Raw genomic sequence first — 24,008 nt, 5'->3', positions numbered from 1 at the left:
CCGCAATGACGCACTTCCGTAGCAAGCGCTTGTCGAGACCGGGGCACGGCAAGATCGTGGCCGCCGTGCTCGGCCTCGTCGCCGCGCTGAGCCTCGGGGCGATCGGTGACGCCCAGGCAGCGCCGTCCTCGCGGGGGCTGCCCGCCGCGGACCGCTGGACCGACCGCCCGCACGGCTTCGCCTCCCTCGCCGGCGGCACCAGCGGCGGCGCGGGCGGCAAGGTCGTCACCGTCACCGACCAGGCCGCGCTGGCGAAGTACGCGGCGGCCGAGGAGCCCTACGTCATCCGTGTCAAGGGCGCCCTGGAGATGGACCCGTTCGGCACGGAGATACCCGTCGCCTCGGACAAGACCATCATCGGCGTGAGCGACAGCGCCGAGATCGTGCACGGGGGCTTCACCCTCGACCCCGGCACGCACAACGTCATCATCCGCAACCTCACCATCCGCGACACGGCCATCGAGGGCAACTGGGACTGCAAGGACACCGACTACGACGGCATCCGCCTCGACACCGCTCACCATGTGTGGATCGACCACATACGGTTCTCGCGGATCTGCGACGGCCAGCTCGACATCCGCAAGGACAGCGAGTACGTCACCGTCTCCTACAACCAATTCACGAACAACAACAAGACCTTCGGCATCGGCTGGACCCCGAACGTCAGGACGCAGATCACCGTCGACCACAACTGGTTCACGGGCACCAAGCAGCGCAACCCGTCCGCCGACAACTGCGCCTACGCGCACCTCTACAACAACTACCTGTCCTCGCAGCTCTCCGACGGCGACCCCGTGTGGACCTACGGGAACTGGTCGCGCGGCCGGACGAAGATGGTCATCGAGAACAGCTTCTACGACGGTGTCCAGCACCCCTACCAGGCCGATGCCGGCGCCGAGCTGGTGCAGCGCGGCTCGATCCTGCGGAACACGACGGGCCGTCACGATGCCTGGGGCACGGCCTTCGACCCCCGTGAGTTCTACGCCTACCGGCTCGATCCGGCCGCCGCCGTGCCCGCGCTGGTGAAGCGGTTCTCGGGGCCGCAGAAGCGGATCGGCGGCCCGGTCGTGCTGAACGTACCGGCCGACCACCCGACCGTGCAGTCCGCCGTGGACGCCGTGCCCGACGGCAACGACACCCCCGTGACGATCGCCGTCGCACCCGGCACCTACCGCGAGAAGGTGTACATCCCGGCGAGCAAGCCGAACGTCGTGCTGCGGGGGACCGGACGCGACCGCTCCGACACCGTCATCGTCTTCGACACGCCCGCCGAATACGGGGGTTCGACGGGGAGCGCCACCGTCCGCATCGCCGCGAACGACGTCACCGCACGCAACCTCACCTTCAGCAACGACTTCGACGAGGCCGCGCACGAGCTGAAGGGCGAGCAGGCGCTGGCGATGAAGACGACCGGCGACCGGATCGTCTTCGAGGACGCCGCGTTCCTGGGCAACCAGGACACCCTGATGACCGACAGCCCCAAGCTGACCGCCCTCAGCCGTGTCTACGTCCGGGACTCCTACATCGAGGGTGACGTCGACTTCGTCTACGGCCGGGCCACGACAGTGATCGAACGGTCGGTGATCCGGGCGCTGAGCCGCGGCTCGGCCACGAACAACGGCTACATCACCGCCGCCTCGACCTGGACGGGAAACCCGCACGGGTTCCTCATCACCAAGTCGAGGATCGTGAGCGACGCGCCCGCCGGGACCTTCCACCTCGGACGGCCCTGGCACCCGGGCGGTGAGCCGGACGCGGTCGCGCAGGTGCTGATCCGGGACACCCAGCTGCCCGCCGCGGTCAAGTCCTCGCCGTGGACCGACATGAGCGGGTTCTCGTGGAAGGACGCGCGGTTCACCGAGTACCGCAACCACGGGCCCGGGGCGGGCGTGACCGCGGACCGGCCGCAGATGAGCGACGCCGCCGCGCGGACCCACACCGTCGCGCACTACCTCAAGGGCACGGACGACTGGGCTCCGTACGCCCGCCACCACTGACCCCCCGCACGTTCACAGCCAGTTGGATCCAGAAGAAGAGAGCCGACCAATGAAGATCAGCATTCGCAGAAGCAGGCGCGCCGCCACGGCCGTCGCCCTGGGGGCCGCGCTCGCCCTGACCGTCACCGCCTGCGGCGACGACGGCAGCGGGGCGAGCGGTGACAAGGGTTCCGAGGGCAGCGGCAAGGGCGAGATCGTCTTCTGGGACAACAACGGCGGTGTCCGCACCGAGATCTGGAAGGAGATCATCGCCGACTTCGAGAAGGCCAACCCGGACATCAAGGTCGAGTACGTCGGGATCGCCTCCACCGAGTACCAGTCCAAGGTCGACACCGCCCTCCAGGGCGGTGGCCTGCCGGACGTCGGCGGTGTGGGCGCGGCGATGCTCGCCGGGTTCGCCGCGCAGGGCGCGCTGGAGCCGCTGGACGAGCGGCTCGGCAAGTCGTCGCTGAACGGCAAGCTCAACAAGGACATGGTCGAGTCGCTGAAGGCGGCCGGCGGTGGCGACGACAAGCTGTACTCGATTCCGACCTCCGCGAACAACGGTGTGCTGTATTACCGCACCGACCTGTTCGAGAAGGCGGGCCTGGAGGAGCCCACGACGTGGGAGCGGTTCTACGAGGCCGCGGACAAGCTCACGAACAAGGGCAAGAACGAGTTCGGCTACACCATTCGTGGTGGCTCCGGGTCCATCGCCCAGGCGCTGGACGCCATGTACGGGCAGTCCGGGATCACGTCGTTCTGGGATTCCAGTGGTGACAAGACCACGGTCAACGACCCGAAGAACGTCGAGGCGCTGGAGAAGTACGCGGCGCTGTACAAGAAGGTCACCCCGGCGGCCGACCTCAACAACGACTTCACGAAGATGGTCGCGCAGTGGGACTCCGGCACGATCGGCATGCTGAACCACAACCTCGGGTCGTACCAGGACCATGTGAAGGCGCTGGGGGCCGAGAAGTTCCGCGGCATTCCCCAGCCGGTGGGCTCCGGCGGCAAGCGGGTGCAGGTGTCCAACCCCGTTGACGGTCTTGGTCTGTTCAAGAGCGGCAAGAACAAGGAAGCCGCCTGGAAGTTCATCGAGTTCGCGACGTCCAAGGCGGAGAACTCGCGGTTCAACGAGGCGGCGGGGCAGGTGCCGTCGAACACGGACGCGGCGTCGGATGCGTGGATTTCGAAGGCCGAGCCTACGAAGCTGGCCGCTGACGCGTTGTCGGACGGGTCTACGACGATTGTGCAGCTGCCGTACTACCTGCCTGACTGGAACACGATTTCCAAGGCTGACAATGAGCCCAACTTCCAGAAGGTGCTGCTCGGGAAGATGAGTTCGAAGGAATTCCTGGACACGATGGCTGAGCAGTTGAATGCGGCTCAGGAGGAGTGGAATCAGCAGAACGGGTGATTGCTGGATTCGCCGTGGGGCGGCCTGTGGTTCGCAGACTGCGGGCCGTCCCCGGCTTGTCGCGCAGTTCCCCGCGCCCCCAAGAAAAAAAGGGAGTTGGTCTTGGTGTCTCTTAGCCGAAGACAGGTTGCCGTTGCCGCTGTTGCCTCGGTGCCTCTCGGATTATCCGCAGCTGGTACGGCACAAGCCACCCATGGTCGACGCAGCCGCACCCTCTACATCGCCGGTGACTCCACCGCCGCCCAGAAATATGCTGCCGCCGCGCCCGAGACCGGGTGGGGGATGGCGCTCCCCTTCTTCCTTCACCGCTCTCGGTCCGTTTCCAATCACGCCGTGAACGGGCGGAGTTCCAAGAGCTTCGTGGATGAAGGGCGGCTCGACGCGATTCTCGATGTGATCGAGCCCGGGGACTTCCTTCTCATCCAGTTCGCTCACAACGACGAGAAGGCGGAGGACCCCACCCGCTACACCGAGCCCTGGTCGACGTATCAGGACCATCTGCGGATGTACGTCGATGGTGCCCGGGCCCGTGGGGCGCGGCCCGTGCTGGCCACCGCCGTCGAGCGGCGGAGGTTCGACGCGGCAGGGAAGGCCGTGCCGACGCACGGTGAGTATCCGGCTGCCATGCGGGCGCTCGCCGCCGAGGAGCGGGTCGCGTTGCTGGACATCCAGGCGCTGTCGCTCGCCCTGTGGCAGGAGCTGGGGGTCGAGAAGACGAAGACGTACTTCAACTGGACCGCGACCGAGCAGGACAACACGCACTTCAATCCGCCGGGCGCGATCGCCGTGGCCCGGCTCGTGGCGCGGGAGCTGCTCCGGGCCCGGGTGCTCGGGCCGCGCGACGTGTGCCGGCTGGAGGCGGAGATTCCGGAGTCCTGGATCAGCTGGCCCGACTCCGCCGCGTAACACCCCTCGACACAGAAGAAGGAAGAGAGCCGCACCGTGAAGATTCAGAAGTGTCATGATCACGTCATTGGCAGAGTCGCCCTCCTGGTGGGGTGCACCGCGCTCGTGCTGTCCCTGAGCGGTACCACCGCGCAGGCCGGCTCCCGGGACGCGGCTCGCCAGACCCTCGGGACGAATGACGGGTGGGGCGCGTACGGCACCGGCACCACGGGCGGCGCCACGGCCGATGCCGCGCACGTCTACACCGTCACCACCTGGGAGCAGTTCAAGGCCGCCCTGAAGGACGGCGGTTCCGCGCCCAGGATCATCAAGGTGCAGGGGATGATCGACGCCGTCTCCCAGGGCTGCGAGGCGTTCGAGGCCGAGGGGTACGACTTCCAGAAGTACCTCGCGGACTACGACCCCGCCGTCTGGGGGCACGACAAGCCGGTCAGCGGTGCGCAGGAGGACCTGAGGGCCGCGTCCGCCGCCCAGCAGGACAAGGCCATCAAGGCGAACGTGCCGGCCAACACCACGATCATCGGCGTGGGCAAGAACTCAGGGATCCTCGGCGGCAGCCTCCAGATCAAGGGTGTCGACAACGTCATCGTCCGCAACCTCACCATGGAGGCCCCGGTCGACTGCTTCCCGCAGTGGGACCCGACCGACGACAACAAGACCGGCGCCTGGAACTCCGAGTACGACGGGGTCGTCGTCTACGGCTCCACCCATGTGTGGATCGACCACAACACGCTGACCGACGGCCGCTACCCCGACAGTTCCCTGCCGTCCTACTTCGGCAAGACCTACCAGCAGCACGACGGGCTGGCCGACGTCGTGCGCGGCTCCAACCATGTGACGGTGTCCTGGAACTCGTTCAAGGACCACGACAAGACCATGCTGATCGGCAACAGTGACAGTGCCACCGCCGACGACACGGGCAAGCTCAAGGTCACGCTGCACCACAACCGTTTCGAGGGCATCGTCGAGCGGGCGCCGCGGGTGCGGTTCGGGCAGGTCGACTCCTACAACAACCACTTCGTGGTCACCAAGGGCCAGAAGTGGGGCTACGTCTACGGCATCGGCAAGGAGTCCCGGCTCGTCGCCGAGCACAACGCGTTCACGCTCGCGCAGGGCATCAGCACGGGGAAGATCCTCAAGAAGTGGAACGAGGCGCCGCTCACCGCGAACGCCAACTACGTCAACGGCAAGGCCGTCGACCTGATCGCCGTGCACAACGCCGAGATCCCCGGGGAGACGCTCCAGTCGGGTGCCGGCTGGACGCCGACCCTGCGTGCCGGTGTCGACCCGGCGAAGTCGGTCCCGGGCATCGTCAACGCCGGCGCGGGCGCCGGCCGCGTGCGCTGACCTGACCCGCCCCTCCTGAACGGGCCGGGGCGGCCCGCATCGCATCCCTTGGGGCTTCCTGGTAGGTCTCCGCAGCGTCGCGACGCCCGGCACGCACACGGTGCGAAGGGCCAGGTGGCTCCGCCACATGACCCTCCGCACCGCACGCCGATCGCACGCACCGAACGCCGCTCCTTCTCCTGCGGAGATCCACCAGAAGGCCCCTTGCCCCAGGGTGCGCCCGCCCCGGCCCTTCCCCATCCCGCATTCGCCGTACCGCGAAGGAGCAGCCGCATGCTCTCGCAACCCCACCGTTCCCTCTCCCGCCGGGGGTTCCTCGTCGCGAGCGCCGCCTCGGGCGCCGCCCTCGGTCTCGCCGCCGGCCCCGCGCGGGCCGGTACCCGTCCGCGTCCGTTCGGCCGGTACGGCTCACCGGCCGCGCGCCTCACCCCGAAGACCCTGTACGTCCACCCGGGCGGCGCCGGTGACTTCACCACCGTCCGGGACGCCGTGGCCGCCGCGAGCGGCAGCGGACACACCCTGGTCATCGCCCCGGGTGTCTACCGTCAGACGGTCGCCGTCGACCCCGCCCGTACGGAGATGACCTGGATCGGGGCGAGCGAGGAACCCCGTGACGTCGTGCTCGTGTACGACAACGCTGCCGGGACGCCGAAGCCCGGCGGCGGCACCCACGGCACGACCGGCTCCGCCACCACCACCGTGCAGGCCGACGGCTTCACCGCCCGCTGGATCACCTTCGCCAACGACTGGCTGCGCGCCGACCACCCCGACATCACCGGCACCCAGGCCGTCGCCCTCAAGGTCCAGGGCGACCGGTCCGCCTTCCACCACTGCCGGTTCCTCGGCCACCAGGACACCCTGTACGCCGACTCCATGGCGCTCGGCACCTTCGCCCGCCAGTACTTCGCCCACTGCTACGCCGAGGGTGACGTCGACTTCGTCTTCGGACGGGCCACCGCCGTATTCGAGCACTGCCACTTCCGGACCCTGAACCGCACCGACCTGCCGGCCGCCCCGTACGGCTTCGTCTTCGCCCCCTCGACGGCCGGTGCCAATCCGCTCGGCTACCTGGTGACCAGGAGCCGCGTCACCAGCGAGGCCCCCGACGGCCACTTCAAGCTGGCCCGGCCCTGGGTGCCCAGTTCCGACACCACCGCCCGCCCGATGCTCACCGTCCGCGACACCCGGCTCGGCCCGGGCATCGACGCGGTCGCGCCCTACACGAACATGGCGAGCGGCTATCCCTGGCAGTCGATGCGGTTCGCCGAGTACCGCAACACCGGGCCGGGTGCCGTCGTGTCCGTCCCGGAGAACCGCCCCCAGCTCACCCGGGCGCAAGCCGCGTCGCACACCAGGCAGACGTATCTCGGCGACTGGCGGCCCTGTGCGTAGGGCCGCGGCGCTCCTGCTCGGCGTGTGTCTGCTCTGGCCGGCTCCCGCGGCCTCCGCCACCGAACGCGCACCCGTCGGCTGGGCCTCGACCGGCACCGGCACCGACGGCGGGGCGGGCGGCAGGACCTGGACGGTGGACACCCGCGCCGAGCTGAAGCGGGCTCTCGCCAACGACGGTGATCCCAGCGCGCCCAAGGTGATCCGGGTCGTCGGCGCCATCTCCGGGCACGAGGCCGACGACGGCTCCCAGCTCGGTGAGCAGGACTACGCGCCCGGATACGGCCTCGGCAAGTACATGTCCTGCTTCGGCGAGGACGGCGCCGCCTGGTCCGACACCCGCTTCGACCACTGCAAGCGGCAGCGGCAGCTGCGCCAGACCGGTTCGAACAAGGAGAAGGCGCAGATCCAGCTCACCGTCCCGAGCAACACCACGCTGGTGGGCGTGGGGCGTGACGCCCGGCTGCTCGGGGTGTTCCTGACCGTCAACACCGGCAGCGACATCATCGTGCGCAATCTCCGTCTGGAGGCGCCCGTCGACCACTTCACCAGCTGGTCCCCGGACGACGGCACGCACGGCAGCTGGAACGCCCGCTTCGACGCGCTGACCGTGATCACCGGCAAGAACATCTGGATCGACCACTGCACCTTCACCGACGGCCGCTTCCCGGACCGCGAGGCACCCCTCGGCTTCCACGGCGAGCGCGTCCAGCGGCACGACGGGCTGCTGGACATCGAGGACGGCTCCGACTTCGTCACCGTCTCCGACAGCCGCTTCGACGACCACGACAAGGCGCTCCTCATCGGCTCGGGCGACGGCCGCGGCGACCGGGACCGGGGGCATCTCAAGGTGACCTTCGCCCGCAACCTGTTCAGCGGCATCGTGCAGCGCGCCCCACGCGTCCGCTTCGGGCAGGTGCACGTCGTCAACAACGTCCACCGGGGGCGGGCGCCGCTCTACGCCCTGGGGGTCGGCGTGGAGTCCGCGATCTTCTCCGAGCGCAATGTCTTCCGCTATCCGGGCGGCCTACCGTCCGCCGCCGTCGCGGACTACGGCGGTGAGCGGTTCCGTGACACCGGCTCGTGGTTCAACGGCCGGCCCGCCCGCCTCAACGACGTGGCGAGCGGCCTCGGTCTCGGGAGCGATGTCGGCTGGGACCCCGCCGATGTCTACGACTACCGCGCCCTCACGTCCCCGGCGGCGGTCGAACGGTACGTGCTGCGGCACGCCGGAGCCGGGAGGCCGCATGGACGCCCATGAGCTGCTCGGCCGGCGGACCTTCGTGGTCGGGGCGGGTTCGGCGCTGCTGGCCGGGGAAGCGGTGACCGGGGCGGAGGCGGCGGTCGTGGACGGGCCGCTGCCCGACTTCCACCCGGCGCTGAAGGAGCGGCTGACCTTCCCGCTCGCCTGGGGGACGTCCCCGATCCGCGACTTCCGCGCCTGGCGGCGTACCGCCCGGGCCACGGTCGAGGAGCACCTCCTCGTCGAACGGCAGGACCGGGTGCCGTTCGCGCCGGAGTACACCGGGCGGGCCCAAGGGCACGACCACACCCGTGAGTTGGTCACCCTCTCGCTCACCCGGTACGAGCGGGTGCGCGGCGCCCTGCTCACCCCGCACGGCGACGGGCCCTTCCCCGCCGTGCTGCTCCTGCACGACCACGGCTCCAGGTTCGACATCGGCAAGGAGAAGCTCGTCCGGCCCTGGTACGACGACACGCGTCTCGCCTCCGCCCGGACGTGGGCGGACAAGTACTTCAGCGGGCGGTTCGTCGGCGACGAACTGGCCCGGCGGGGCTACGTGGTGCTGTGCCTGGACGCCCTCGGCTGGGGCGACCGCGGGCCCCTCGCCTACGAGCAGCAGCAGGCGCTGGCGTCCAACTTCTACAACCTCGGCTCCTCGATCGCCGGGCTCATGGCCCGGGAGGACCAGCGGGCGGCCGCCTTCCTCGCGGGACTGGACCGGGTGGACGCCCGGCGGGTCGCGGCCGTCGGCTTCTCCATGGGCGCCTACCGCGCCTGGCAGACCGCCGCCCTCAGCGACCACATCGCGGCCGCCGCGAGCGTGTGCTGGATGACCGGCCTGAAGGAGATGATGGTGCCCGGCAACAACACGCTGCGCGGGCAGTCGGCGTACTGGATGCTCCACCCGGGGCTCGCCCGGCATCTCGACATCCCCGACGTGGCGAGCATCGCCGCCCCCAGGCCGATGCTGTTCCTGAACGGCGGGCTCGACACGCTCTTCCCCGCCGAGGGCGTACGGGTCGCCTACGACAAGCTGCGTGCCGTCTGGCGCTCGCGCCACGCCGAGCAGCGGATACGGACGAAGACGTGGCCGGAGCTCGGCCACGTCTTCACCCACGCGATGCAGGACGAGGTCGTCAGCTGGCTCGACGACGTCCTGTGAGGCTCACCGCCGTACCGGCTCGATGCCTTCCAGCGTCGGCACCACCGGCTTGATGCTGCCGTCGGCCGCGAACTCCATGCGGTCGATGGTGGTCTCGCGGTGCATGCCGTCACCGCCCGGCAGGCCCGGGCCGTTCAGGGCGAAGCGGTGGTAGACCATGTACCAGTCGTCGGTGCCGGGCGTGTTCACCACCGAGTGGTGACCGGTGCCGAGGATGCCGTACTCGGGCCGCTTCTCCAGGATCGTCCCGCGCTTGGTCCACGGGCCGAGCGGGGACGGTCCCGTCGCGTAGGCCACGTGGTAGTTCTCGCTGCGGGTGTCGTCCTCCGACCACATGAAGTAGTAGGTGCCCTTCCGCTTGATCACGAAGGAGCCCTCGCGGAAGTTGTCCGGGGTGATGTCCTGCACCTTCGACGCGTCGAAGGACACCATGTCGTCGTTGAGCGGCACCACGTACCCGTGGCCGTTGCCCCAGTACAGGTACGCCTGGCCGTCGTCGTCCGTGAAGACCGCCGGGTCGATCATCTGGCCCTTGAGCGCCCCGCCCTTGGCGACCAGCGGCTTGCCGAGGGCGTCCTTGAAGGGGCCGGCGGGGGAGTCGGCCACCGCCACGCCGATCTGCTGCTCGGCGCAGAAGTAGAAGTAGTACTTGCCGTCGCGCTCGGCGATCGCGGGTGCCCAGGCGTTCTTGTCGGCCCAGCTCACGTCCGGCCCGAGGTCGACGATGACGCCGTGGTCCTTCCAGTTGACCAGGTCCTTCGACGAGTACGCCTTGAACTTGGTGCCGCTCCAGCCCTGGAAGCCGTCCGTCGTCGGGTAGATCCAGTATCTGCCGTTGAGATAGTGCACGTCGGGGTCGGCGTTCAGGCCGGGGAGCAGCGGGCTGCGGGTGCGGACCGCCTCGACCGTCCAGGTTCGCTTCGTCCCGTCGGCGGCCGTCACGGTGTACTTCTGCGGCTTGCGGAAGTCGCGGCGGGTACCGGACTTCGGGCTCAGCGTGGCACCCTCACCCACCCAGAGCTCCGGGGCGAGGCCCCGCAGGTCGGCCTTGGGCTCCATCGGCAGCACGACCTTCGAGGCGCTGTCCGTGACGATCGAGTAGCCCTTCTGGTGCTTCGCCGTCGCGTCGACCACCGAGGTGGAGGTGCTCGGGTAGGCCGCCAGCAGCCGGTCGTACTCCTTCTGCGTCACCGGGAGCACCGTGCCGTGCCGGGGGCTCGCCGGGAGCTGGTAGTTCGTGGACGGGGTCCACTTGCCCGAGGCGAGGTCGGTGGTCTCGAACGGCAGGTAGCCGCGGCCGCCGTACTCGTCGATGAACAGGTACCACTTCTTCTCGGTGTTCGACTTGAACACCGTCGGGCCCTCACCGCGGTCCATCGCGCCCTTGCCGATGCAGTCGGCCACGAAGTCGTACTTCGTCGAGGTCAGGGAGGTGGACTTCTCGCCGGTGATGAACTTCGAGCAGGGGCTGGAGGACGTGGGGTCCCGCTCGTCCTTGGTGTAGCGGTAGTACTCGTCCTTGTACTTCACGACCGTGGAGTCGATGACCGAGTAGCCGGGGTCGTTCCAGACCTTCGGCTCGCTGAAGGTGCGGAAGTCCTTCGTGGTCGCGTACATCATCTTGTTGTACGTGTCGCCCTTGTGGTCCGGGTCGTCGTCGGCGTACAGCTTCGACGCCCAGAAGACGACGTACTCACCGAGCTTGTCGTCCCAGTAGGCTTCCGGGGCCCAGGTGTTGCCCGCGGTGTCCGGGGAGACCTTCACCAGGCGCTGGTCGGTCCAGTGGACCAGGTCGGTGGACTCCCAGACCATGATCGACTTGCTGCCGTGCCGCTGGACGTCGTCCCAGCTCCCGCTGGAGTTCTGGTACATCCTGAGGTCGGTGGCGATCAGGAAGAACTTGTCGCCCTTCGGGGAGCGGATCACGAACGGGTCGCGCAGCCCCTTCTCGCCGATCGTCGACGTCAGGACCGGCTTGCCGGCGTTCAGCTCACGCCAGTGCAGCGCGTCGTTGCCCCGGCTGAGGGCGTAGCGGATCTGCTCGCCGTCGGCGGTGCCCTCACCCGTGAAATAGGCGAAGAGATAGCCGGCGTACTTGGAGTGCTTCACGGGTGGTGCTCCGGGGTCTGCGGTGCTGGGCGGCGCCGTGAGGAGAGTCAGGAGGAGGCCGGTCAGGGCCAGGAACGGAAGCAGTAGCGTGCGGGGGCGCATGACACTTCCTGTCGGAGTGTGGGGGATTCTGTTGGGTATCGGCCCTCGGAGTTTCACCGGACGGGTGCAGTGCGTCAACGGGTGTGCATGAGGCCGGTGGTTCCGAAAGTTTCGAAACCCGGACGCGCCTGTGCACGTGACCGCGGCAACCCTTTCCCGGCACGGCGGCGACTGCTGGGCGGAAACGGATCGGAGCGGGCCCCTCCGAACCGCTTCCGTCCTTCATCCCCCAGGAAAGGAACGCTCCGTGCTGCTCAGCACCGGACGCCACCGCAGGACCCGTACGCTCACCATCGCCGCGGCCGTGGCAGTGACCGCGGGGGCGGGCGGCGTCTACCTCGGGCTGTCGAGCGGTGGCGCGCAGGCCGCCTCGGCCGCGGTCACCGTCTCCACCGCCGCCCAGCTCGAAGCGGCCGTGAAGAACGCCACCGCCGGCACCGTCATCCAGGTCCGCGGCGGCACCTACTACCCGGCCGCGACCCTCAAGTCCACGGCGAACGGCACGAGCTCCGCGCGCATCACCCTCCGGCCCTACGGCAGCGAGAAGGTGCGCATCGACGGCTCCAAACTGCCCGCCGGTTCCTGGCTGGCCGGCCTCTACGGCGACTACTGGACCGTCCAGGACCTGGCCTTCGTCAACGCCCCGGCCCAGGGCTTCGTCGCCACGTCCTCGGCCGGCGGCGTGTTCAGGAACCTGGTCACCGCCGGCAACGGCGACTCCGGCTTCACCCTGCGCGGCGACGGCACCACCGGCAACCTCGTGCAGAACCTGGACAGCCACGGCAACTACGACCCGGCAGGTCACGGCCAGAACGCCGACGGCATCGCCGTGAAGTTCGGCTCCGGGACGGGCAACAGGATCACCGGCGCCCGGCTGTACGACAACTCCGACGACGGCCTCGACCTCTGGCAGTTCTCCTCGCCGGTCACCCTCGAGCACTCCTGGGCCTTCGGCAACGGCGAGAACCGCTGGAACGCCCCGGCCTTCGAGGGCAACGGCAACGGCTTCAAACTGGGCGGCGGGGGAGCCTCCGTCGCCCACGTCGTCAACAACAACGCGGCCTGGGACAACACGCTGCACGGCTTCACCGAGAACTCCAACACCGGCGCCATCGCCCTGAACCGCAACACCGCGTACGCCAACGCCCACAACGGCTTCTACTTCGCCACCGGCAAGGCCCGCCTCGGCAAGAACCTCGCGGTCAAGGACAAGGGCGGCCCCGTGAAGCGGGGTTCCTCGACGGTCTCCGCCGGCAACAACTGGGACAGCGGCGTCGCCACCCCGCCCCTCAGGTCGACGGACGCGGCCGGCGCGTACGGGGCACGCAAGGCGGACGGCTCCCTGCCCGCGACGACGTTCCTGACGACCGGCTCCACGACCATCGGCTCGACGATGGACTAGGCGGCCGTCGTACGGCTGCCCCGGGTGGCGTAGAGGCGCAGCCCGCCGACGGCCAGTACGGCGGCGGCCACCGTGGCGGCCGTGCTGTCCGACGGCTGCACGGGCCAGGTCAGCAGCCGCAGGAGCCCCGGTTCCGTCAGCGGCGGAACGACCGCTGCGGCTCCCGCCCAGACGGTCGGCAAGGTCCAGGCCAGCTGATGGCCCAGCACGGCCGCCGCCGGCGCGGTGAGTCCGGCGAGGCCGGCCGTGGCGCGCAGGACGACACCGGCCGGGGCGGCGCTCGCCACGGCCGCCATCGCGCACACCGCGCCGGCGACCACCACGAGATGCGCCGTGCGCCAGCGGGCCCAGCGGATCGCCGCCGTCCTCTCAAGCGCGGCGGCGGCCCCGCCGAGCCCGTGGCCGAGTACACCGAGACCGAGGGCGAGCACGGCGAAGACGGGCTGTCCCCGAGGTCCAGCGGATCACCGAGCCCGGCCACCTCCTCCGGGGTCCCCTGGAACACCAGCCGGCCTTCCTCGTCCAGCCGCCCGACGGCGGCCCCCTTCTCCACACACCTGGTCGGTCGTCCGGCGGGTCCCCGCGGGTTCACCTCCGGCCTGTGATGCCGGTCATGTGCGCAGATGCCGACGCCCCCGCCGGTTCGCACCGGCGGGGGCGTCCTGCCGACTGGCCGAGGGGGGCTCGGCCAGTACCGTCCGACCGTCCGGAGGGGGGCTCCGGAGGGTCGGGTGCCGAAGGTCCGGCTGGGGGCCCGGACATCCGGCATCCGGCCGGCCCGAGGGGGGACACGGGCCGGCCGGGGGTTCACATGAGCCGCTGCCTCACTGGTAGCTGATGTCGGAGGCCTTGAACTTGCAGGTCTTGCCGTCCGGGCCCGGCGGCTTCAGCTCGGTCGGCTCCTTGCCCGTGTTGTTGCCCGTGAAGCGCACACACGTCTTGATCTTCTTCTTGCTGTCGCCGTGGATGCGGATCTTCGACAGCGTGGCCGTGTCGCCGTAGTTCTCGTTCACGCCGACGATCGAGTTCATCGGCGCCGTCACGTCGATGTCGTCGAGCACGATGGTGCGCTTGTGCTGCGTCCCGCAGTTGCCGCAGGAACGGACCAGCTTGCCGGCGTTCTGCACCTGGAAGCCCGACACGTTCAGCGTGCCGGCGCCGTTGAACTGCAGCACCTTGTCGTCGGCGTTCTTCGCGCCGCCGCCGATCACCTTGTACACCGCCGAGGCGGACTTGCCCTTGAAGCTGGCCGCGTCCTCGCCGACGTCCAGCCACCACACGTTCTGCAGCGTGCAACTGCCCTTGCAGTGCACGCCGTCCGCGGCCGGGGTGCCGATGATGACGTTCTTCAGTGTGGCGCCGTCCGCCAGTTCGAAGAGAGGCTTCTGGCCCTCGTCCTGGCTGTCGCCGCCGAGCGCGCCGCTGCCGTAGAACTTCTTCATCCCGCCGTCGTGCACACCGGAGACCGGGATGGTCTTGGACACGGGCTCGCTGCCCTTGTCGGCGGGCCAGGAGGACGCGGCGCTGGCGGTGGAGAGCATCGACGTGGTGACGATGGCGGCTCCCGCGATACCGAACGCCGACAGCCCGGCGATCACCGCCCGCCGCTTGGTGACCCGGCGGCGGTGGCGGACGCGCTGTTCTGCTGGTGCAGTCATGTACCGATTCCTCGAATGGGGGGTGACTCTTTGCGCGTAGTGGTCGTCACCGGTGAGGAAAGGGTTGCCGCGTCTTCAGAACATTTTCACGCGGGACCTACGAGTCGCCGCCTTCGTCGTCCGCGTCGTCCACGGCCGCGAAGCCGCCGCCCACCGACAGCCGGTCCGACCCGGCGGTGGCCGTCACCGTGTAGCGGTCCTTGCCCGCGTCACGCCCCCCGCGGTCGTGGTCGAACTGGCCCGCGAACACCCACTCGCCCGCCGGGACCTTGCGGCCCTCCTTGAGGGTCCAGGTGTAGACGAGGGAGCCGTCCTGCTCGCCGACCGCGAGAGTGAAGTCGTTCTCGGGCAGCGACCGCCAGGCGCCCGCGTCGGAGACCCCGCCGCTCTGGGAGACGCTCAACCGCACGGTCAGCGCGGTCAGTTCCTCACGGGTCTTGATCGTGATGTTGCTCTGTGCCCAGAAGTCGTTGCTGTGCGGGTCGACCGAGCCGTCCGACCACAGCGGCCCGTCCTCGGTGGCGGCGGGCGGCCGCGTGGTGACGGAGGCGCTCTGCTTCCCGGAGGGCGGCGGGGCGGACTCGCGGCGCTCCGGCGAGGAGGTCGGCGTGGGATCCACCGGTGGCACGGGGGCCCGGCTCGTCGCCTCCGGCGACGGCCTGGGCGTGGGCGTCGGCGACGTCGCCACCTCCTGCTGCGGCGGGGCGGCCTCGTCCTTCACCGCGGAGGCGACCGCGTAGCCGCCCACCGCCAGCACGCCCGCCACCGCGGCCGTCGCACCGGCCACCCGCATCCAGCCGAACACCGGCGGACGCGTCGCGCGGTGGGCGGATACGGCCGGACCGGCCATGCCGCGCTCGACCCGGGCCAGGATGCTCTCCCGGTCGGGCTCGTGCCCCCCGGCCGCCTCGTGCAGCCGGGCGCGCAGCTCCTCGTGCACGTCCCGCCGCATGGTCATCGGTCCCTCCCTCCGCCCTCACCGGTGCGCGCCCGCAAGCCCTCCACGGAGGGTGAGCAACGGGGTGCCCCCACCGCCGCGTGCATGCGCTGCGGCACTCCCTTCGTGCCCAGCAACCGCTGCAGTTCGGCCATTCCCTTCGAGGTCTGGCTCTTCACCGTACCCACCGAGACGCCCAGGGCGAGCGCGGTGTCCTTCTCCGACAGGTCGAAGGCGTGCCGCAGCACCACACAGGCCCGCTTGCGGAACGGCAGCCGGCGCAACGCCTCCTGGACGTCGACCACGCCCGCGACGTCCGGGTTCTCGGTGTTCTCCTCGCGCTGGGACCAGAACAGCGCGATGCGCCGCCGCTCTCGCACCGCGCTGCGGATGCGGGTGCGGGCCAGGTTGGCGACCACACCGCGGGCGTACGCCGCCGGATGGTCGGCGGCGCGCACCCGGTCCCAGCGGTGCCACAGCGCCAGTAACGCGTCCGCCGCCAGGTCGTCGGCGGTGTCCGACTCGCCCGTCAACAGGTAGGCCAGGCGGGACAGTTCTGCGTAATGGCGCTCGAAGAAGGCGTGGAACTCCACGGAGGCGGCGTCGTCGACGACTGTGCCCACGGGCGACCTCTCCTCGCAGCGGCTTCGGGCACTCCCGGGCGGGGGCGCCTGTGCGTGTCATGTAGATGACATGTGATCATCCGGGGGAGGCCCGGACGAGATCGGGAAGCGTAGCAGCGTTCGTCAGGATGGTTCGTACGGAGCTTCGAACAACGTATGGCGGGCCGGACTTCGATTCCGTAACACGAAGAAAACCTGAACGTGGTTCAACGCGAGGAAAATCCAGCCAGCACCCGCACACCGATCACCCAGGCATCAAGGAGCACTCGTCATGTCCGAATCGCAGAAGGTGGCCGACCGGTCCGACGCCGCACCACCACCGGTGAACAGCGTCGACCGGTTCTTCAAGATCTCCGAGCGGGGATCCACCTTCGGCCGTGAGATCCGCGGCGGCTTCGCCACGTTCTTCACGATGGCCTACATCCTTGTCCTGAATCCCATCATCCTGGGCAGCGCGAAGGACAAGTTCGGGCACCAGCTGGACGCCGTCCAACTCACCACCGCCACCGCCCTGGTGGCCGCGGTCATGACGATCATCATGGGCGTGGGCGGCAATCTGCCCCTCGCGCTCGCCGCCGGACTCGGCCTGAACGCCGTGGTCGCCTTCCAGATCGCCCCGCTGATGAGCTGGGACGACGCGATGGGCCTGATCGTCCTCGAAGGCCTGCTGATCTGCGTGCTGGTGGTGACCGGTCTGCGCGAGGCCGTCATGCACGCCATACCCCAGCCGCTCAAGCAGGCGATCAGCGTCGGCATCGGCCTGTTCATCGCCTTCATCGGCTTCGTCGACGCCGGGTTCGTCAGCCGTATCCCGGACGCCGCGAACACCACCGTGCCCGTTCAGCTGGGCGGCACCGGCACCCTCACCGGCTGGCCGATGCTCGTCTTCTGTCTCGGCCTGCTGCTGACGATCGGCCTGCTCGCCCGCAAGGTCAAGGGCGCCATCCTGATCAGCATCGTCGGTATGACGGCGGTGGCGATCGTGATCAACTCCATCGCCGACATCAAGACCTGGGGCCTGACCACACCGTCCTGGCCCGGCAACCTCGTCGACACCCCCGACTTCGGACTCATCGGCGACTTCGACCTGTTCGGCGCGTTCAGCGCCCCCGGCGTCGGCGTCATCACGGTCGTCCTGCTGATCTTCACCCTGATCCTGTCCGACTTCTTCGACACCATGGGCACGGTCGTCGGCGTCAGCGCCGAGGCGGGCCTGCTGGACGAGGAGGGCAAGGTCCCGAACCTCGGCCGGGTGCTGCTGATCGACGGTGCCGCGGCGGTCGCGGGCGGCGCGGCCTCGGCCTCCTCGGCGACCTCCTACATCGAGTCGGCGGCCGGCGTCGGCGAGGGCTCGCGCACCGGTTTCTCCAACCTCGTCACCGGCGGTCTGTTCGCCCTCGCGCTGTTCCTGACCCCGCTGCTCACCATCGTCCCGCTCCAGGCGGCAGCCCCGGCCCTGGTCGCCGTCGGCTTCCTGATGATGACCCAGGTCAAGTACATCGACTGGGACCGGTACGACATCGCGATCCCCGCGTTCCTCACCATCGCCGTGATGCCGTTCACCTACTCCATCACCAACGGCATCGGCGCCGGCTTCCTCGCCTACGTCGTCATCAAGACCGTGCTGGGCAAGGCCAAGGAGGTCCACTGGCTGCTGTGGGGGACCTCGGCGCTGTTCCTCGTCTACTTCGCGATCGACCCGATCGAGCAGATCCTGGGCGCGAAGTAACGGCAGATGGGCCGCCCCCGGGGGGAAGGGGGCGGCCCATCTGTCTGTAGAGACGGCTTTCGTACGGCGAAGGTTCAGTCGGAGGTTCAGTCCTTCAGCGCCGCTTCCATCATCGCCTTGGCGACCGGCGCCGCCAGGCCGTTGCCGCTGACCTCCGAGCGGGCGGCGTTCGACTGCTCGACCATGACCGCCACGGCGACCTCCTTGCCCGACGAGTCGGACTTGCCGTACGAGGTGAACCAGGCGTACGGCACCTGGCTGTTGTTCTCGCCGTGCTGGGCGGTGCCAGTCTTGCCGCCGACCGTCGCGCCCGCGATCTGGGCGTTGGAGCCGGTGCCCTTGTCCACGACGGTCTGCATCGCCGACTGCAACTGCTCAGCGGTCGAGGAACTGACGATCTCCTTCGAGTCCGCCTCGTCGTCGTAGTCCTCCAGCACATCACCGCCGCTGTTGGTGATCTGCGACACCATGTGCGGCGAGACCAGCTTGCCGCCGTTGGCGATGGCCGCAGACACCATGGCCATCTGCAGCGGGGTCGCGGTGACGTCGAACTGGCCGATGCCCGTCAGGGCGGTCTGCGACGGGTACATGTCCGACGGGTACACGCTCGTGTAGGCCCGGACCGGCACATCCAGCTTGTCGTCGTTGAAGCCGAACTTCTCGGCCATCGCCTTCACCTTGTCCTGGCCCAGCTGGACGGCCATCTTCGCGAAGACGTTGTTGCACGAGTACTGCAGCGCCGTGCGGATCGTGGCGTCCGTGCAGGGCGCGTTCGGGTTCTCGTTCGACAGCTTCTTGCTGGTGCCCGGCAGCGTGTACGGGTCCGGGCTGTCGGTCTTGTCGTCCACCGAGTCGTACAGCCCGTCCTCCAGCGCCGCCGCGGCCACGACCAGCTTGAACGTCGAGCCGGGCGGCAGCGGCTGCCGCAGCGCACGGTTGGTCAGTGGCTTCTCCGGGTCGCTCGTGAGCTTCTTCCAGGCCGCCCCGGCGGTGTTGGCGTCCGTCAGCGACGAGGGGTCGTACGACGGCGTCGACACGACCGCGAGGATCTTGCCGGTCTTCGGGTCGACGGCGACGGCGCCGCCCTTCTTGTCGCCGAGCGCGTCGATCGCCGCCTTCTGCACGCCCGGGTCGATCGTGGTGACCACGTTGCCCGGTTCGGCCCGCTGGTTGGTGACGGTGTCCATCACGGACTTCAGACGGTTGTCCGTGCCGTTCAGGAGGTCGGTGTAGATGCCTTCCAGCTGGGTCGGCGCATACGCCTGCGAGGCGTAGCCCGTCACCGCCGCGTACCGCTCACCGTCCGTGTACGTGCGCTTGTACTTGAGGTCGCCTGTCTTCGTCGCGGTCGAGCCGGTGACCGACCGGCCGCCCACGATGATGTTCCCGAGCGGCGCCGAGTACGTCTCGATGGCGTTCCGCCGGTTGTCCTTGTCGTCTGCGAGCGCCTGGCCGTCGTAGAACTGCACCCAGGTCGCCCTGACCAGCAGAGCGAACACAAGGAGCAGCGCGAAGACCGATGCGCGCCTGATCGTCTTGTTCATCCCGAACATGAGGACGAACCAGGAGGGGTGGATCGTTCCCACCCGTCCCCTTTTCTCATTCGGCGTTAAGAAAGCCCGCCTCGTACGCCGCGATGACCGCCTGCGTACGGTCCCGGGTGCCCGTCTTGGCCAGGACCGCCGCCACGTGCGATTTCACCGTGGCGGGGCCGACCTCCATCCGGCGGGCGATCTCCGCGTTGGTCAGCCCGCCCGCCATGTGCCGCAGGACCTCACGTTCGCGTCCCGTGAGCTTCGCCACCCACACGGGCGGCGTGGGGCGCGCGCGAGCGTGCTCCGTCGCCAGCGTGCGGACGGCCGCCGGGAACAGCAGGCTGTCGCTGCGCGCCACCAGCCGCACCGCCTGCACGAGCGCGTCGGCGTCCGCCCGTTTCAGCAGGAACCCGGCGGCTCCGGCGCGCAGCGCGTCGTACACGTAGGAGTCGTTCTCGAACGTCGTCACGACGACGATCCGGGGCGGCTCGTCCAGCGTGGCCAGGATCTGCTCGGTGGCGCGGATGCCGTCGATCTCCGGCATGCGCACGTCCATGAGGACGACGTCCGGCCGCAGGTCCCGGACGACCGACACGGCCTCGGCACCGGTGGCCGCCTCGCCCACCACCTCCAGGTCCGGCTCGGCGGAGAGGATGGCGCGCAGCGCGGTGCGCACCATGCGCTCGTCGTCGGCGAGGACGACACGGATGGGTGCCGGGCGGGTCATGCGGGTCCTCTCATCGGCAGGTGTACGCGCAGACGCCAGGTCTGTGCGGCGGTCGGTCCGGCCGTCGACGTCCCGCCCAGCAGCCTGGCCCGGTCCGCGATGCCGCGCAGCCCGTGGCCGCCGCCGGGCCGGGAGGGCGCGGGGCCGGTCACCGGATTCTCCACGGTGATCTCCAACCGCCCGCCCGCCACCGCGATCCGCACCTCCACGGCGACCCGGTGACCGGTGTGCCTGAGGGCGTTGCTCAGCCCCTCCTGCACGATGCGGTAGGCCTCGCGGGACAGCAGCGGAGGCAGCGCCTCCGGGTCGGCGTCGATCGTGGCCGTCACCCGCGCCCCGCTCGCCCGGGTGCGGGACAGCAGGCCGTCGAGGTCGCCGGCGAGGGTGGGCGCCGGGGCTGTCCCGGGGCCGTCGCCCTCGCGCAGCACGCCCAGCACGGCGTCGAGTTCGCCGACGGTCCGCCGGGTCGTGTCCTCGATCGCGGCGAGGGCCTCGCGCACGAACTCCGGGTCGGAGTCGAGGACCCGGCGTGCCGCGCTCGCCTGGAGGGTGACCGCGCTCAGCGCGTGACCGACCGAGTCGTGCAGCTCCCGCGCCAGCCGGTTGCGTACGGCGAGGTCGGCGGCGCGTGCCTCGGCGGCCGCCAGCCGGCCCTCGGGAGACGGGCCGAGCAGGGCGGGTGCCCAGCGGGCCAGCAGCGCACCGCAGCCGGCCGCGCAGCCCGCGAGGGCGACGAGCATCGCCGCGCCCGCGACCGGCGCGAGCGCCAACGCCCAGGCGTGGTCGAAGACTTCGGGCAGCCCGAGCCGGGTGCCGCGCAACCCCGCGAGGAGCGGCAGCACGATCAGCACGGCGGCGAACGGCGGCACGGCCAGCGACATCCCGGCGATGATCCCGCCCAACCCGAGATGGAGCGTGAACCAGCCCGCCGTGCGCCCCTTCTCGCCCCGCGTCCGGGCCGGTCCGAAGGCGAGCCGGTCCGCGTCGACACCGCACAGCCAGCGCACGGCGGCTGCTTCCAGCGGCCGGGTCAGCGGGAACACGGACGTGACGGCGGCGAGCGGCAGCCCCACCCCGAACGAGGCGAGCTGGAGGGGGAAGGACCCGAAGACGTCCGTGCCGCCGGCGGCCGGGCCGATGATCACCGAGCCGACCAGCACATACGGCATGGCGAGCGCGCCGCCGAGGATCAGGTGGACCCAGCGCAGCCGCGCCCGCCGGCCGAACAGAAGCCGGGCGGCCTGTCTCACGCCGCCCGCCGAGCGGCCCTGGCCGAGCGCTCGGCGAAGTAGTAGACGCCGATGGCGGCGACGAGGAAGCCGACGAGCATCTGCCCAGCGTAGGCGAGGCTCATCAGCGGCGTAGGACGGTCGGCGAGGTCCTCCACACCGCCGAGGGAGGCCAGCGCCAGCCAGCCGCCCCAGCAGGCCACGGCACCCGAGCCGACCCAGGCGAGCCCGAGCGGCACCGCCACGGGCAGGGCCCGGCCGCGCCGGAACGCCAGCAGGAGGCCGCCGGCGACGGCCGCGACGAGGAACATCACGTACACGGCCTCCAGGACGTGGAAGTCGGCGGTGCGGTCCGCCGCCCGTCCCTCGCTGAGCCCGGCGGTGACGCCGCAGGCCCACAACAGATGGACGGTGAGCGGCAGCAGGGCGAGCACGGCGGCCGCGACGGCGAGCGCGCGGTGGGCGGGCCCGACGACTCCGACGGGCAGCTCCCACACCCGGCCGCGCCACAGGTGCCCCCAGCGGTCGCGGGCGTAGAGCACGAACAGGGCGCCGAGAGCGATCCCTTGGAGGATGAACCCGGTGTACACCACGGTGAACACCCATGCGTGGAGGAAGGAGTCATGGCCCTGGTCCGGCGCGGCTCCGCCGCCGAACGCCTTCACGACCAGCTGTGCCGGGAACCCGGTCATGATCGGCGCGAGCAGCCCGGTGGCGACCCACACGGGAAACGCCGGCAGCCACGCGGGCACCTTCAGCCCCCAGGGCCGGGTCAGCACCAGCGCCAGCACGATCACCGCGCTGTCCAGCAGCACGGACAGTCCGTTGATCACGGCCATGCCGGCACGGTCGTCGAGCAGGGCGCTCCCCTCGGGGATACCGACGTGGCTGCCGGCGATCCAGGCGGCCTTGAGCCCGAGGTACGGCAGACAGGAGAGGACGGCGACGGCGCGGAGAACGCGCCGGGGGCGGCTGAGCCCCGAAGGTCCGGGAGCGGATGTGGGCGCGGCGGCGGGAGCGAGCGACTGCGTCATGCGATCAGGCTCCCGCGCGGGAGGCCAACGGCACGTCCTGCACGGTGACGATCCGCCTCCGCCGGATGGGGGAGATCCGGATGGGGGGAGAGGCCCCTCAGCCCTCCAGGAGCAGCACCGTCTCGTCGATCTCGGCATCCCGGGCCTGGGCGTACCCCGTGGCCGCCGCCACGGCACGGAACCCGCACTTCTCCAGGACACGCAGCGACCCCACGTTGTCCGAAGCCGCCCGCGCGTAGAGGGGACGCTCGTCCACCTCCGTCACCAGCGCCCGCAGGGCGTCGGTCGCGATGCCCTTGCCCCAGTACGCGCGGTCGATCCAGTACGTCACCTCGCGCTCGCCCGGCTCCCCGTACACCGCCGCGCTGCCGACCACGTCACCGTCGGCCAGCACCGTGCGGACCACGGCGGACGAGGAGCGGATCTTGGCCCAGTGGGCGTCGAAGGCATCCCGGTCGGCCGGGTCCTTGGGGGTGAAGGCCGCCATGTGCAGCGCCTCGGGGTCGTTCATCTGCCGGAAGAAGACCGGCAGATCGCTGTCGTGGATCTCGCGCAGCTCGACATTCATGCCTCAGAGCCTACGGGTGGCCAGTGTCAGCCGGTCCCGTGCGTCGAACAGCGCGTCCTTCACGAGCTGTTCGTGCGCCGGTGTCAGCCGGGCCACCGGCACCGAGCAGCTGATCGCGTCCCGCGCCGGGGTGCGGTACGGGATCGCCACGCCGAAGCAGCGCAGCCCCAGCGTGTTCTCCTCGCGGTCCACGGCGAAGCCCTGCTCCCGCACCTGGTGCAGCTCCTCGATGAGCTTCTCCCGGTCGGTGATCGTGTGCTCGGTCAGCGCGGGCAGCGTCTCCGGGAGCATCTTGCGGACCTGCTCGTCCGAGTACGTGCTCAGCAGTGCCTTGCCGAGGGACGTGGAGTGCGCGGGCAGACGGCGGCCGACCCGGGTGAAGGGGCGCAGATAGTGCTGCGACTGACGGGTGGCGAGGTAGACGACGTTCGTGCCGTCCAGGCGGGCCAGGTGGATGGTCTCCGTGGTGTCGTCCGAGAGCCGGTCCAGCGTCGGGCGGGCCGACGCGACCACCTCGTCGCCGTCGATGTACGACGTGCCGACCAACAGGGCCCTCACGCCGATGCCGTACCGCGTGCCCGTCGCGTCCGTCTCCACCCAGCCCAGCTCGACCAGGGTGCGCAGCAGCATGTACAGGCTGGACTTGGGATACCCGACGGCCTCCTGGACCGCCGCGAGGGAGTGCATACCGGGCCGGCCGGCGAAGTACTCCAGCAGTTCCACGGTCCGCACCGCGCTCTTGACCTGCGCACCGCCGCCTGTCTCGCCTGCCGACATCGCCCTTGACCCCTTCGTTCGACGAGAAGCTGGAGATATAGTCTCCGACAGCATTCATCATCAGAGACAGCGTTCAGTATATCGAACATCCCTGGTGATGACGTACATACTGCGGCATTGCATGCGGCAACGAAT

At 69.9% G+C, this 24,008-nt stretch carries 20 protein-coding genes; 9 read left to right on the top strand and 11 right to left on the bottom strand.

Going from position 1 to position 24,008, the window contains the following annotated elements:
• The first annotated feature begins 5 nt into the window (after positions 1-5).
• The 7 genes from ACZ58V_RS26490 (at position 6) to ACZ58V_RS26460 (ending at position 9,443) form a co-directional block, all read left to right on the top strand.
• Entirely contained in the window at positions 6-1,997 is a 1,992-nt protein-coding gene (locus ACZ58V_RS26490; RefSeq protein ID WP_468193168.1) for a pectinesterase family protein, read from the top strand.
• 49 nt (positions 1,998-2,046) lie between these two features.
• Positions 2,047-3,396, top strand: a complete 1,350-nt coding sequence (locus tag ACZ58V_RS26485) for an ABC transporter substrate-binding protein (RefSeq protein ID WP_468193166.1) — start codon at positions 2,047-2,049, stop codon at positions 3,394-3,396.
• A gap of 105 nt (positions 3,397-3,501) precedes the next feature.
• Positions 3,502-4,302, top strand: coding sequence for a rhamnogalacturonan acetylesterase (locus tag ACZ58V_RS26480; RefSeq protein ID WP_468193632.1), 801 nt, complete (start codon positions 3,502-3,504; stop codon positions 4,300-4,302).
• Positions 4,303-4,338: 36 nt separating this feature from the next.
• Positions 4,339-5,649 (top strand): pectate lyase family protein, encoded by a 1,311-nt coding sequence (locus tag ACZ58V_RS26475; RefSeq protein ID WP_468193164.1) that lies wholly within the window; start codon positions 4,339-4,341, stop codon positions 5,647-5,649.
• 273 nt (positions 5,650-5,922) lie between these two features.
• Positions 5,923-7,041 (top strand): pectinesterase family protein, encoded by a 1,119-nt coding sequence (locus tag ACZ58V_RS26470; protein WP_471292900.1) that lies wholly within the window; start codon positions 5,923-5,925, stop codon positions 7,039-7,041.
• The gene (locus ACZ58V_RS26465; RefSeq protein ID WP_471292897.1) at positions 7,034-8,299 is read left to right on the top strand and encodes a pectate lyase family protein; all 1,266 of its coding nucleotides are present in this window, start codon (positions 7,034-7,036) and stop codon (positions 8,297-8,299) included. Before ACZ58V_RS26470 ends, ACZ58V_RS26465 begins: the two co-directional genes overlap by 8 nt.
• On the top strand, positions 8,286-9,443 hold the full coding sequence (locus tag ACZ58V_RS26460) for a dienelactone hydrolase family protein (protein ID WP_471292894.1): 1,158 nt from the start codon (positions 8,286-8,288) through the stop codon (positions 9,441-9,443). Before ACZ58V_RS26465 ends, ACZ58V_RS26460 begins: the two co-directional genes overlap by 14 nt.
• 3 nt (positions 9,444-9,446) lie before the next feature.
• On the opposite strand, the gene ACZ58V_RS26455 is transcribed toward ACZ58V_RS26460, so the two are convergent.
• On the bottom strand, positions 9,447-11,654 hold the full coding sequence (locus ACZ58V_RS26455) for a family 43 glycosylhydrolase (RefSeq protein WP_468193158.1): 2,208 nt from the start codon (positions 11,652-11,654) through the stop codon (positions 9,447-9,449).
• A gap of 247 nt (positions 11,655-11,901) precedes the next feature.
• On the opposite strand from ACZ58V_RS26455, the gene ACZ58V_RS26450 reads away from it, so the two are divergent.
• A complete protein-coding gene (locus ACZ58V_RS26450; protein ID WP_471292891.1) occupies positions 11,902-13,056 on the top strand; it encodes a right-handed parallel beta-helix repeat-containing protein in 1,155 nt (384 codons plus the stop codon).
• On the opposite strand, the gene ACZ58V_RS26445 is transcribed toward ACZ58V_RS26450, so the two are convergent.
• The 4 genes from ACZ58V_RS26445 to ACZ58V_RS26430 all read right to left on the bottom strand — a co-directional run bounded on the left by ACZ58V_RS26445 (position 13,053) and on the right by ACZ58V_RS26430 (position 16,274).
• Complete coding sequence (locus ACZ58V_RS26445; protein ID WP_471292888.1) at positions 13,053-13,487, bottom strand: hypothetical protein; 435 nt, start codon at positions 13,485-13,487, stop codon at positions 13,053-13,055. The genes ACZ58V_RS26450 and ACZ58V_RS26445 overlap by 4 nt on opposite strands.
• A gap of 393 nt (positions 13,488-13,880) precedes the next feature.
• A complete protein-coding gene (locus ACZ58V_RS26440) occupies positions 13,881-14,714 on the bottom strand; it encodes a pectate lyase (protein ID WP_471292885.1) in 834 nt (277 codons plus the stop codon).
• Between the two features lie 97 nt (positions 14,715-14,811).
• Entirely contained in the window at positions 14,812-15,672 is an 861-nt protein-coding gene (locus ACZ58V_RS26435; RefSeq protein WP_471292882.1) for a hypothetical protein, read from the bottom strand.
• A complete protein-coding gene (locus tag ACZ58V_RS26430) occupies positions 15,669-16,274 on the bottom strand; it encodes a SigE family RNA polymerase sigma factor (protein ID WP_471292879.1) in 606 nt (201 codons plus the stop codon). The genes ACZ58V_RS26435 and ACZ58V_RS26430 overlap by 4 nt, the downstream gene beginning before the upstream one ends.
• A gap of 271 nt (positions 16,275-16,545) precedes the next feature.
• On the opposite strand from ACZ58V_RS26430, the gene ACZ58V_RS26425 reads away from it, so the two are divergent.
• Positions 16,546-18,003, top strand: a complete 1,458-nt coding sequence (locus ACZ58V_RS26425) for an NCS2 family permease (RefSeq protein WP_468193149.1) — start codon at positions 16,546-16,548, stop codon at positions 18,001-18,003.
• An 86-nt stretch (positions 18,004-18,089) separates the two neighbouring features.
• Here the strand turns inward: ACZ58V_RS26425 and ACZ58V_RS26420 are convergent, their stop codons facing one another.
• From ACZ58V_RS26420 to ACZ58V_RS26395, 6 genes are all read right to left on the bottom strand, one after another.
• Positions 18,090-19,547, bottom strand: a complete 1,458-nt coding sequence (locus tag ACZ58V_RS26420) for a peptidoglycan D,D-transpeptidase FtsI family protein (protein WP_468193630.1) — start codon at positions 19,545-19,547, stop codon at positions 18,090-18,092.
• Positions 19,548-19,602: 55 nt separating this feature from the next.
• Positions 19,603-20,265: a response regulator transcription factor gene (locus tag ACZ58V_RS26415; RefSeq protein WP_468193148.1), complete on the bottom strand. Its 663-nt coding sequence runs from the start codon at positions 20,263-20,265 to the stop codon at positions 19,603-19,605.
• On the bottom strand, positions 20,262-21,515 hold the full coding sequence (locus ACZ58V_RS26410; RefSeq protein ID WP_468193146.1) for a sensor histidine kinase: 1,254 nt from the start codon (positions 21,513-21,515) through the stop codon (positions 20,262-20,264). Before ACZ58V_RS26410 ends, ACZ58V_RS26415 begins: the two co-directional genes overlap by 4 nt.
• A complete protein-coding gene (locus ACZ58V_RS26405) occupies positions 21,512-22,528 on the bottom strand; it encodes a hypothetical protein (protein WP_468193144.1) in 1,017 nt (338 codons plus the stop codon). Before ACZ58V_RS26405 ends, ACZ58V_RS26410 begins: the two co-directional genes overlap by 4 nt.
• Positions 22,529-22,625: 97 nt before the next feature.
• Positions 22,626-23,096: a GNAT family N-acetyltransferase gene (locus ACZ58V_RS26400; RefSeq protein WP_468193142.1), complete on the bottom strand. Its 471-nt coding sequence runs from the start codon at positions 23,094-23,096 to the stop codon at positions 22,626-22,628.
• Positions 23,097-23,099: 3 nt separating this feature from the next.
• Complete coding sequence (locus ACZ58V_RS26395) at positions 23,100-23,873, bottom strand: IclR family transcriptional regulator (RefSeq protein WP_189730338.1); 774 nt, start codon at positions 23,871-23,873, stop codon at positions 23,100-23,102.
• Between the last annotated feature and the right edge of the window lie 135 nt (positions 23,874-24,008).

Source organism: Streptomyces sp. NPDC040589 (assembly GCF_055594445.1).
The sequence above is the reverse complement of the archived record's forward strand: the minus strand, read 5'-3'. Positions and strand labels throughout refer to the sequence as shown.